Here is a 10,475-nt window from a genome sequence, read left to right on the forward strand (position 1 = left end):
TCTTCGTGGTTCAGTTGTTCTTGTAGCCAAGGATGTCGTACAGCTCGGCGCGGGTTTGCATTTTGCCAATGACGTTGCGTTGGGTGCCGTCGCGTCGAATGGCGGTGAACACCTCGAGTGAGGCGGCGGCGGCGGCGCGCGAGGCGCCGAGCGGGTAAAGCACCATCGCGATTCCCGTGCTGCGCAATTCCTCGCAGGTGAAATACGGCGTCTGGCCGAACTCGGTGAGATTCGCGAGGACGGGGACGTTCACGGCGGCGGTGAAACGCGTGAAGTCCTCCAGCGTCCGCAGCGCCTCCGCGAAAATCATGTCGGCTCCGGCGGCCACGTAGGCCTGCGCGCGCGCGATGGCGGCGGGCACGCCTTCGTTGGCGGCGGCATCGGTGCGGGCCATCACGACGAAACTGGCTTCGGGTTTGCCGGAGACGGCGGCACGCACGCGCTCGACCATCTCGGCGGTGGGGACGATCTGTTTGCCGGGCAGGTGGCCGCATTTCTTGGTCGGAACCTGGTCTTCGAGGTGAACGGCGGCGACGCCGGCCGCGGCCAGTTCGCGTACGGCGGTGGCGGGATCGTCCCAGCCGGTGTCGATGTCGACCAGGAGCGGCAGGTCGACGCGGTGCGTGATCCGGCGGGCGTCGATCAGGACGTCAGCGAGCGAGGTGTCGCCGACATCGGGAATGCCGTACGAGTGATTCGCGACGCCGGCGCCGGAAAGGTAGAGGGCGCGGAATCCCGCGCGTTGGGCGAGCAGGGCGCTGTAGGCGTTGATCGTGCCGGCGATTTGGAGCGGCCGTTCAGCGGCGAGGGCGGCGCGGAACCGGTTGCCGGGAGTCACGGAATTGCTCACGCGCGCGAACGTGAGGAGATCCGCGCAACGAGTCGAGAAAACCCATGGCCGCGGTGACGCGTGAAACGTGGAACGAATTCTAAAGCCAGAAAGCCAGGAGGCTACGGCAGGGATTGAGCAGGAAACCCTGAAACCCGGAAGAGCGATCCGTGGGCGGGACTACGCGTGTGGAAGCTGAATGGGTTAAGCGCGAAATAGGGAAAGAATTCTAAAGCCAGAAAGCCAGGAGGCTACGGCAGGGATTGAGCAGGAAACCCTGAAACCCGGAAAGGCGATCCGTGGGCGGGACCAAAAAATTCTGAGCAAAGGTATGGCGGCTTGTCCCCAAGCCGCCGCGCTCACCGTGATGAACTCCGGCAAGCGGCGCGTTGGGGACAACGCGCCCTACCTTTTTTGACGCCCTGTACGATGATCGATGCCAACGTCCGGTTCCTGGCTTCATGGCTGCCTGCTTAAACTTGCTGGTTGAATCTCGGTGGATGATGCCTTCATCGCAGTGCGACGACCGATGCCAAAGTCCGATTCATCGCTTCCTGGTTTCCTGCTCAACCTCCGCCTTGGTCTCATGGCTTTCTGGCTTCTGAATTAGTCCCCGTCTTAGTTCCACCCCCACGCCCACTCCCGTTCCCCGCCTTTTCTCCTTCGTTTCTTGAAAAAAGTGTTTCTGGTTTCGGTGATCTGTGTCTCTTTGCCTTCACCGTTGTTCGATGCTTGCCGTAGCCAATCTGCAGAAATCGTTTGAGTCGCCCGAGGGGCAGCGCGTGGCGATCGTGAACGTGCCGGCGTTTGACCTCGCGGCGGGCGAGCAGCGGGCATTGCGCGGCGAGAGCGGCTCGGGGAAGACGACCTTTCTTCATCTGATCGCGGGCATCCTGGCGGCGGACAGCGGCCGGGTGGCAATCGACGGCACCGAAATGACCGGATTGCCGGAAGCGAAACGCGACCGACTGCGCGCCGAGAAGATCGGGTACATTTTCCAGACCTTCAATCTGCTGCAGGGCTACACCGTGCTGGAGAACGTCGTGCTCGGCATGTCGTTCGGGCCGCACGGCGCCGACCGGGCGCACGCGCGGCAGATGCTCGAGCGCGTCGGTCTCGGGCACCGGCTGAATCATTTCCCGCGGCAGCTTTCGACCGGCCAGCAGCAGCGCGTCGCCGTCGCGCGGGCGCTGGCCAACCGGCCGAAGCTCGTGCTGGCCGACGAACCGACGGGCAATCTCGATCGCAAGCACGCCCGCGAGGCGCTGGCGCTGATTCGCGAAGTGAGCCGGGAGCAGGGCGCGGCGCTGCTGCTCGTCAGCCACGATGAACAGACGCTCGCCGACTTCGATCGCGTGCAGGATTTCGGCGGCATCAACGCCGCCGCCAAGGCATGACCCTCCCGCTGATCATCTATCGCTCGCTGCGGCAGCACGCGTTGTCGACCGTGGTCACCGCGGCCGGCATCGCGCTCGCGTGCGGCCTGCTGCTCTGCGTGTGGATGGTGAAGACGCAGTCGCAGTCGGCGTTCACGCAGACGACGACCGGCTTCGATGCCGTGCTCGGCGCGCGCGGTTCGAAACTCCAGCTCGTGCTCAACGCGATCTTCCACCTCGAGGCGTCGGCGGGAAATCTGCCGTACAGCGACTACGAGGCGATTCGCCGCCATCCGATGATCAAGACGGCGGTGCCGATTGCGGTGGGCGACAACCTGCGCGGTTACCGCCTCGTCGGCACGCTGCCCGATTTATTCACGAGTGTGGAGTACGCGCCCGGCAAGAAGTTCGCGTTTCGCGCGGGCGGCAAGGTCTTCAACGCCGACGCCAAGGAAGCCGTCGCCGGCAGTTTCGCCGCGCAGCGCCTCGGGTTGAAGGTGGGCGACACCTTCCGGCCGTTCCACGGCCTGGCGTTCGATCCGAAGAACGAACACGAGGATAACTTCACCGTCACGGGCATCCTTGAGCCGACGAACACGCCCGCGGATCGCGTGGTGTGGATTCCGTTGCGCGGCCTGCAGACGATGAGCGGCCACGATCCGAAGGCGGCGACCGATATCAGCGCCGTGCTCCTGCAACTGCGCGCGCCGACGGCCGGGTTCATGCTCGACACGATGATCAACAAGCAGGGCAACAAAATGACCTTTGCTTTTCCCGTCGGCGCGATCATCGCCGAACTTTTCGGGAAAATCGCGTGGTTCGATCAGGTGCTCACGCTGGTGGCGTATCTGGTCGCGCTCGTGGCCGGCGGTTCAGTCCTGGCGAGCATTTATAATTCCATGAGCGCCCGGCAGCGTGACCTCGCGATCCTGCGCGCGCTCGGCGCCCGGCGACGCACTATCTTCGGCGCGGTGCTCGCGGAGGCGGCAGCCATCGGCGCGATCGGCGCCGTGGCGGGTTATGCGGTGTATTTCGGACTCTTTGCCGGCGTGGCCAACATCATCCGCGCCCAGACCGGCGTGGTGCTCGATCTCACCGCGAAACACCCGGTGCTGTGGATTTGTCCGCTCGGCATGATCGCGCTGTGTGCCCTCGGCGGCATCGTACCCGCACTCAAGGCGTATCGCACGCCCGTCGCCGAGACGCTCGCGCCGGTTTCGTGAGGCAGTCCAGTCCGCCTGCGCTCCCGGGTGGCAGCGCCTCCGCTCATTCGCGTCGCTTCGCGTGATTCGCGGGCGACTCCACCGCCGTTTCTCCCGGCGCTAACCGGCAACCGGTTCCGGTCGCGGCCGGCCCACGTGACCGGCGGCCATGCCGCCATGCAGGGCGGTGTAGAAGGGATCGCCGGGCAGAATCGTGCCGCGCAGGACCGGTTTGCCGGTGAACGCGCTTTTGTAGAGGGCCGTCATCAGCTCCAAGGTGCGGCGCGCGTCGTCGCCGCTCGTCGAGGGACGCCGGCCGGCGTCGCGATCCGCCACGAACTCCGCCAGCTGCGCGGCGTGCGTTGAGCCGAAGTCGGGCGGGAAATGCTGCCACGCCTGCACGAGCGAGTTGCCCTCCTCGGCGGCGGTGGGCGCGAGCGTGAGTTTCCAGTTGTCGCGCGTGTAGCCGTAGAGATGCGTCAGCTCGACGGTGGCGCGCTGGTAGTCGAGCCGGATGCTGGTCTCCTGGCGCGGGCTGAGGGCGCTGTTCACGACCGAGGCGAGCGCGCCGTTCGCGAAACGCACCAGCGCCATCGACACGTCCTCCACCTCGATCGCGCGGTCGAGCGTGGCGGCGTGCGCGCGGACTTCCGCCCAGTCACCCAGAATATGGAGCAGGTGATCCATCGCGTGGATGCCGAGGCCCATCGTCGGGCCGCCGAGTTCCGTCGTCCACTTGCCGCGCCACGGAATCGCGTAGTAACTGGAATCCCGATACCAGAGCGTGTGGCACACGGCGACGAGCGGCCGGCCGAGCAGGCCCTCGGCGGCGAGCCGGCGCAGGTGGGCGGTGGACGACGCGAACCGCTGCTGGAAAACGCACGCCGTGTACCGGCCCGTGCGGACCTCGGCCTCCGCGATGCGGTCGAGTTCCGCGAGGGAGGCGCACAGGGGTTTTTCGCACAGCACCCACGCGCCGGACTCCATGGCGGCGATGCTCATCGCGGCGTGGAGCGACGGTGGCGCGGCGACCAGGACGATGTCCGGCCGATCCTCGCGCAGCGCCTGCTCGTAGTCGGTGCGGGCGATCGCAATCTTGTGCCGCGCGCAGAAGGCGTTCACCCGATCGCGTTCGACGTCGACGGCGGAAACGAGTTGCACGCGGCCACGGGTTTCCTCGATGGCGCGGGCGTGGGAATCAGCGACGCTCCCCGTGCCAACGAGGACTGCGCGGTACGTCTGGGTCATGGGTAACGCACGTTCGGTGTCGCCCGCCCGGGGCAGGGTCAAAGGCAAAGCCCGGCGTCGTGGGAGCGAAGATTGCCAGACAGTCCGACTGGAGGGAGCGGAGCGGGCCCGAATCAAACGCATGCAGGGCAAAAACTCTTTTTGACGGAACGCAGTCCGTGCGTACGGTGGGGCCACTATGAAACCGTCGCGCAAGCTTTCGTGGGCCCTCGTCGTTGCGTGTCTTGCTCTGCCGGTGGGCGGCTGGTCTGCGGATGCGGCCGCCAAGCCCGAGGCGGCACCGGTGCCCGCTGCTCCGCCGCAGGTGGAGAACGGTTACCTCAAGCTCGGCTTCGAGCAGCTCGCTTCCTACACCTTCAACCCGCCCCCGTTTGACCCGACGGCCGATCCGAAGGCCAAGCCGCCGACCGGCGAGGAACAGATTCCCGCAGCGGTCAAAGGCTGGAACGGCAAGAAGGCCGTCATCACCGGCTACATGGTCCCGGTGAAAATGGACAAGGGCCTCGTCACCGAATTTCTGCTGATGCGCAACACGATGGCCTGCTGCTTCGGCACCGTGCCGAATATGAACGAGTGGGTCGTGGTGAAGATGAAGAAGGGCGTGCAGCCGATGATGGACGTGCCCGTGGCCTTCTACGGCGAGCTCAAGGTCGGCGCGATGTTCGAGAACGGCTACATGACCGGCCTCTACGAACTCGACGGCGAGAAGATGGGCGAAGTGCAGGGCTGATACCAATCACCCTTTGCCTTTGGACTTTAGCCACGATCGATCCAGAAGCCCAAAAGCAAGGAGCGATTGGTACGAGCACCGCGGCGCCGGCTTTGCCGACGCGGTGCAGTTGAAAGGTGAAGGTTGAAAGCGGCGAGCCGTGCGCCTTCGCAGCTTCAGCTAGCTTCAGGTCCGCTTGACGCGGGCATCCCGGGGATGCCGCAACTCGCGACGATTGGTTTGCGCCGTTGTCCGGTCTTTCAACTTTCACCCTTCACCTTTCAACCGCGCCGGCTCCGCCGGCGCCGGCGCTAGCGGGCGATGTCGCGCTGGGTCAGAATGCGAAAGCCCTTGTTGCCGAGCGCCTGCGCGGCGACGTCGTCGTCTTCCGCATTGATCGCGAGCGCCGACCGGCCTTCGGGGCGTTTGATGAAGCTGTAGATGTAGTGGATGTTGATCTCGGCCTCGAACAGCGCGGCGAGCACTTCCTGCAGTTGCGATTCGTCGGTGAGCTCCACCGCGAGCACGTCGCACTCCACGTACGGAAAATCATTGTTGATCATCAGCTCGCGGGCCTTCTCGGGATCGTCGACGATCAGACGCACGATGGCGCTGTCGGTCGTGTCGAGCACCGTGATGCCCATGATGTGAACGTTGCTCGTCTTGAGCAGCGTGGTCAGATCGTAGAGCCGGCCGAGTCGGTTCTCGGCAAACACGGAGAACTGCTTCACGGGGTCGCTGGAGGACGTCGAGATTTGCGCTGACATGGCGGAAACAAGTGGCGGGCCGGTGGGACGGGGTCAACGGCGGTGTCGCGTGGGCACCCGCGTAAGGGTTGAGCTTGGCCGGTGAAACCTCCACGGTGACGCCCCCCCAATGTCACTTCGCCCGCCGCAACCCCACCTCGCCACGCAGTTGCGCGCCGAGGCGGGGGCCCGGCTCGTGTTGCGCGGCGTGGCAATCAACGCGCTGCTGGCCGCCGTCAAATTCGCCGGCGGCATCTTCGGCAACACCTACGCGTTGATCGCGGATGGCGCGGAGTCGCTGCTCGACATCTTTTCGTCGTCGCTGGTCTGGGCCGGGTTTCAAGTCGCGGCCCGGCCGCCGGACGCCAATCACCCTTACGGCCACGGCAAGGCAGAGGCGGTGGCGGCGCTGGCCGTCGCGGGGTTCATCTTCGCCATGGCGGGCTGGGTCGGCTACCACGCCGTCCACGAAATCATCACGCCCCATCGCGGGCCGGCCTGGTGGACGCTGCTGGTGCTGGCGGGCGTCGTCGTAATCAAAATCGTCCTGTCGCGCCAGATGGCGGCGGCGAGCGAGGAGGCGGGCAGCACGGCGCTGGGCGTCGAGGCGCTGCATCACTGGTCGGACGCCCTGACGTCGGCCGCCGCGTTCGTCGGCATCACGATTGCGCTCGTGGGCGGCAAAGGCTGGGAGGCGGCGGACGACTGGGCCGCCCTGTTCGCGTGCGTCGTCATCGCCTTCAACGGCGGCGGGATGGTCATGAAGGCCATGGGTGACGTCATGGACGCGGCCGTGGCGCAGACTTTCGAAAACGAAGTGCGCTCGCTGGCACTGACGGTGCCCGGAGTCATTGCGCTGGATAAAATGCGCATGCGAAAGAGCGGTCTCAGTTACCTCGTCGATATTCAGATCCGGGTGAATGGCTCGCTGACCGTCCGCGCGGGCCACGACATCGCCCACGCGGTGAAGGATGCGTTGATCGCGTCGGCGCGCCATCGGATCAGTGATGTGACGGTGCACGTGGAGCCGGCGGATTAGGGCGCACCCGGGTGGTTGATCGGTGGAAATTGAGCGTGCGGTTCAGCAGCTTGCGCGCGGGCGAATATTGGCCCAGAATGACCGGTCCTGACCTCCCACACCCTGATGAAAACCAAACCGTTTCCGCGTCTTCGGGCCGCCTTGATAGCGATCCTGGCGCTCCCGATTCTTCCGGCCGCTTTTGCGCAGGTGGCTCCGGCCGCGCCCCGCGAAGAGGCCGTCAAACTCGAGGCCTTCACGGTCGTCGGGTCCAACATCCGGCGGCTCGACGTGGAAAAGGTTCTCCCCGTCACGGTCTTCGACACCGCCGCCATCGAGGTGCGCGATGCCGCCCAGCCGTCCGACCTCCTCACGGCGCTGCCGCAGGTCACCGGACTGCCGGGCAACGAGACCGCGACGCTCGGCGCGACGGCGCGCGGCGACAACGCCAGCATTTCGCTCCGCGGTATCCCGTCGAGCAATACGCTCATTCTCCTGAACGGCCGCCGGCTCGTGCCGCATCCGATCAGCCAGGGCGAGGCCGGCGTGCCGACGCTCTCGACCAACGTCAACCAGCTGCCCAACCGCGGCATCGATCGCGTTGAACTGCTCCGCGACGGCGCGTCGTCCGTATATGGCACCGACGCGGTCGCCGGCGTGGTGAACTATGCGATGGCCCGGAATTTCCGCGGCACCGAACTGGCATTGCGGTACGGCCAGACCGACTACAACGACGGTCAGGAATATCGCGCGACGCTCACGCACGGTTTCGATTTCGCGAAGGGCCGGGGCCGCGCGATGGTCACCGCCGACTTCTATCAACGTGAGGCGATGTACGCGCGCGACCGGGAATTTTCCGCCGATGCCGACCACAGCAATCTGGCGCCCGCGCCGTGGAATGTGCCGACCGTCACGACGTTCAACGCCCGCTCCGCCACGACCGAATACGGCAACTACCTGCTCGGCACCGTGACCGCGACGAATGAGTTCGGCGCCGTCACCGGCTTTACGGGCGCGCGTCCGGCCGGTGTGCCGGCGACGCTCGCGGCGGCGTCCGGACTCTTCGTCCTCCAGCCGAATGGCTCCGGTGGCGCGGCGTTCGGCACGGCCACGCCGAGCCGCGCGGGCGTCACGCGCGACTACTATTGGAACAACAACGCGTATCGCGTCATCCAGCCCGAGACCGCGCGCACCAATGTGTTTGCCAGCGCCGAGTTCGACGTGAGCAGGAATCTGACGGTGTTCACCGATGCCAGCCTCTACCGCGCGAACTCCGTCACCTATCGCGAGCCCGACGGCATCACGCAGAGCACCGACGGCTTCATCATCGTGCCGGCGACGAATCCCTACAATCCGTTCGGCACCCGCTTCTGGTCGCCGACCGGCGCGCCGAACACCGACGGCACTCCCCGCCTCACGGGCACGCCGTCCGCGGTCTCGATCACGAACAAGCGCCTGACCGATATCGCCACGCGTACTGACTATGTGGATACGGCGGTGTATCGCGGCGTCGCCGGCATTCGCGGCAAGTTGCTCGACTCCTGGACCTGGGAAGCCGCGCTGTTGTATTCGGCCGCCCGGGTGATCGAGAACGAGGAAGGGCCGAGTCGGAAGAGTCAGTTGATCACCGCGATCAATCAGACGGATCCGGCACGGGCGTTCAATCCGTTCACGCGGGCGTTCGCCGTGCAGAACGGCGCGCTCGTCAGCACCGGACCGTTTAAGAACCCCGACAGTGTCACGTCGACGTTTCGCTCGAGCTTCATCCGCAGCGGCATCACCAAGCTCGGCAGCGGCGACTTCCGCGCGAGCGGCGACGTCTTTCCGCTCTGGGGCGGCAACAAGATCGGCGGCGCCTTCGGCGGCGAATTCCGCTACGAGGCCTACGATGATTTCCGTCCGCCGTACGCCGGCTTGAACCCGCCCGGTTCGGGCCTCGATCTGACCGCGAACGATTTCCTCGGCTTCTCGCCGAATTCCGACACGCACGGCAACCGCCATGTCGCCGCGCTCTACGCCGAGGCCGTCGTGCCGCTCGTTGGCCGCGACACCCGTTTCCCGCTCGTGCACTCGCTCGAACTCACGGCGTCGGGACGCTATGAGAGCTACACCGATTTCGGCGACACCACGAAACCGAAGTACGGCGTGAATTGGAAACCGGCCGGCTGGGTGATGGTGCGCGGATCGTACAACCAGGGTTTTCACGCGCCCAACCTTGCGCAGCTTTTCACCGGCACGCTCATCCGCACGGTCACGGGCAGCACCGACACCTACCGCAGCACGGTTACCGGCCTCATCACCGACGGCCCGTCGAACCGGCGCAGCGTCGCTTCCGGCAACCGTCAGCTCCAGCCCGAGACCTCGACTGGCAAGTCCGCCGGCATCGTGATCGAGGTGCCGGGCGTCAAGGGCCTCTCGGTGTCGGTCGACTACTGGGAAATTCGCCAGAAGAACCTCATCTCGTCCGGCGGCGGCATCGCCGACGACACGGCAGCGCTGCTCGCGGCGACGCAGTCGGCTCTCGCGGCGGGCCAGGCGATCGGCTCGATCGATCTCGGCAGTGGCACCGGCGCCTACAAGGGCGATCCGTCCGTCGTGCGGCTCGCGCCGACGCAGGCCGATCGGGACTTCTTCAACGCGTACAACGCCACGCGCGCGCCGGGCAACCAGCGGGCGGTCGTCGGTGGCATCGACATCCTGCGGACGAGTTATTTCAACAAGTCGCAGCAGTTCGTGAACGGCTTCGACTTCGATGTGAACTACCGCTTCCCGCAGTTTGCCGTGGGGCAGTTCACGCTGAACACGAACTGGACCTACCTGAATGATTTCCACGCCTACACGGCAGCGGGCTCAACCCGCACGGAGTATCGCAATGGCAACAGCGCGAATGTCGGTGGCGCGACTCCCATCTGGCGCGGCGGCACGACGCTCACCTGGCGCAAAAAGCAGTGGAGCGGCGGATTCGGGATGTATTACATCGGCCGATTCACGGATCTGAACGCGACCACGACGCAGACCGTGTGGGACTCGCTCGGCAATCCGACCTACATCCAGCCGATCTTCAACAACGGCGCGTATTCCTACCGGTACGTCGTGCATGATTCGAAGAGCTACAACCTCTTCGCGTCCTATCGGCTCACGTCGCAGAATCGCTGGCTGAGTCAGACGAGCATTCGGGTCGGCGTGAACAATCTCTTCGACGCCACGCCGCCGCTGTCGGCCGACTCGCGCGGATACGAGCCGTCGCTCTACAACGTGATGGCCCGCGGCCGCACGTATTCGCTGCAGATCACGAAGAAGCTCTGAGCGGGAACGATTCAGCTGCCTGCGAATCACGCCGATCGACG

8 protein-coding genes are annotated in these 10,475 nt (G+C 65.6%); 5 read left to right on the forward strand and 3 right to left on the reverse strand.

Annotated features, from left to right (window positions below; all coding sequences use genetic code 11):
* Positions 1–10 precede the first annotated feature (10 nt).
* Entirely contained in the window at positions 11–850 is an 840-nt protein-coding gene (gene prpB, locus ACLJEU_RS01690; RefSeq protein WP_414663397.1) for a methylisocitrate lyase, read from the reverse strand.
* A 707-nt stretch (positions 851–1,557) separates the two neighbouring features.
* Between prpB and ACLJEU_RS01695 the strand changes: the two genes are divergently transcribed.
* Positions 1,558–2,226, forward strand: coding sequence for an ABC transporter ATP-binding protein (locus ACLJEU_RS01695; protein ID WP_414663396.1), 669 nt, complete (start codon positions 1,558–1,560; stop codon positions 2,224–2,226).
* Positions 2,223–3,428 (forward strand): ABC transporter permease, encoded by a 1,206-nt coding sequence (locus tag ACLJEU_RS01700; protein ID WP_414663395.1) that lies wholly within the window; start codon positions 2,223–2,225, stop codon positions 3,426–3,428. Before ACLJEU_RS01695 ends, ACLJEU_RS01700 begins: the two co-directional genes overlap by 4 nt.
* A 99-nt stretch (positions 3,429–3,527) precedes the next feature.
* Here ACLJEU_RS01700 and ACLJEU_RS01705 read toward each other — a convergent pair whose 3' ends face one another.
* Complete coding sequence (locus tag ACLJEU_RS01705) at positions 3,528–4,655, reverse strand: Gfo/Idh/MocA family protein (RefSeq protein WP_414663394.1); 1,128 nt, start codon at positions 4,653–4,655, stop codon at positions 3,528–3,530.
* 178 nt (positions 4,656–4,833) lie between these two features.
* Between ACLJEU_RS01705 and ACLJEU_RS01710 the strand changes: the two genes are divergently transcribed.
* Positions 4,834–5,385 carry a DUF3299 domain-containing protein gene (locus tag ACLJEU_RS01710; protein WP_414663393.1) on the forward strand — a complete coding sequence of 184 codons (552 nt, stop codon included), beginning with the start codon at positions 4,834–4,836 and terminating at the stop codon, positions 5,383–5,385.
* A 290-nt stretch (positions 5,386–5,675) separates the two neighbouring features.
* Here the strand turns inward: ACLJEU_RS01710 and ACLJEU_RS01715 are convergent, their stop codons facing one another.
* Positions 5,676–6,131, reverse strand: a complete 456-nt coding sequence (locus ACLJEU_RS01715) for an acetolactate synthase (protein ID WP_414663392.1) — start codon at positions 6,129–6,131, stop codon at positions 5,676–5,678.
* Between the two features lie 109 nt (positions 6,132–6,240).
* Here ACLJEU_RS01715 and ACLJEU_RS01720 point away from each other — a divergent pair, with 109 nt between their 5' ends.
* Both ACLJEU_RS01720 and ACLJEU_RS01725 read left to right on the forward strand, forming a co-directional pair.
* The gene (locus ACLJEU_RS01720; protein ID WP_414663391.1) at positions 6,241–7,149 is read left to right on the forward strand and encodes a cation diffusion facilitator family transporter; all 909 of its coding nucleotides are present in this window, start codon (positions 6,241–6,243) and stop codon (positions 7,147–7,149) included.
* A gap of 105 nt (positions 7,150–7,254) precedes the next feature.
* Complete coding sequence (locus ACLJEU_RS01725; RefSeq protein WP_414663390.1) at positions 7,255–10,434, forward strand: TonB-dependent receptor domain-containing protein; 3,180 nt, start codon at positions 7,255–7,257, stop codon at positions 10,432–10,434.
* The last annotated feature ends 41 nt before the right edge of the window (positions 10,435–10,475 follow it).

The organism is Terrisphaera buseokensis (assembly GCF_047521145.2).
Taxonomy (GTDB): domain Bacteria; phylum Verrucomicrobiota; class Verrucomicrobiia; order Opitutales; family Opitutaceae; genus ER46.

Bases quoted from the DNA above. Each gene is read 5' to 3' on its own strand.
- ACLJEU_RS01720 (WP_414663391.1), top strand. From the start codon at position 6,241: ATGTCACTTCGCCCGCCGCAACCCCACCTCGCCACGCAGTTGCGCGCC.
- ACLJEU_RS01725 (WP_414663390.1), top strand. From the start codon at position 7,255: ATGAAAACCAAACCGTTTCCGCGTCTTCGGGCCGCCTTGATAGCGATC.
- ACLJEU_RS01715 (WP_414663392.1), bottom strand. From the start codon at position 6,131: ATGTCAGCGCAAATCTCGACGTCCTCCAGCGACCCCGTGAAGCAGTTC.
- ACLJEU_RS01700 (WP_414663395.1), top strand. From the start codon at position 2,223: ATGACCCTCCCGCTGATCATCTATCGCTCGCTGCGGCAGCACGCGTTG.
- ACLJEU_RS01695 (WP_414663396.1), top strand. From the start codon at position 1,558: ATGCTTGCCGTAGCCAATCTGCAGAAATCGTTTGAGTCGCCCGAGGGG.
- ACLJEU_RS01710 (WP_414663393.1), top strand. From the start codon at position 4,834: ATGAAACCGTCGCGCAAGCTTTCGTGGGCCCTCGTCGTTGCGTGTCTT.
- ACLJEU_RS01705 (WP_414663394.1), bottom strand. From the start codon at position 4,655: ATGACCCAGACGTACCGCGCAGTCCTCGTTGGCACGGGGAGCGTCGCT.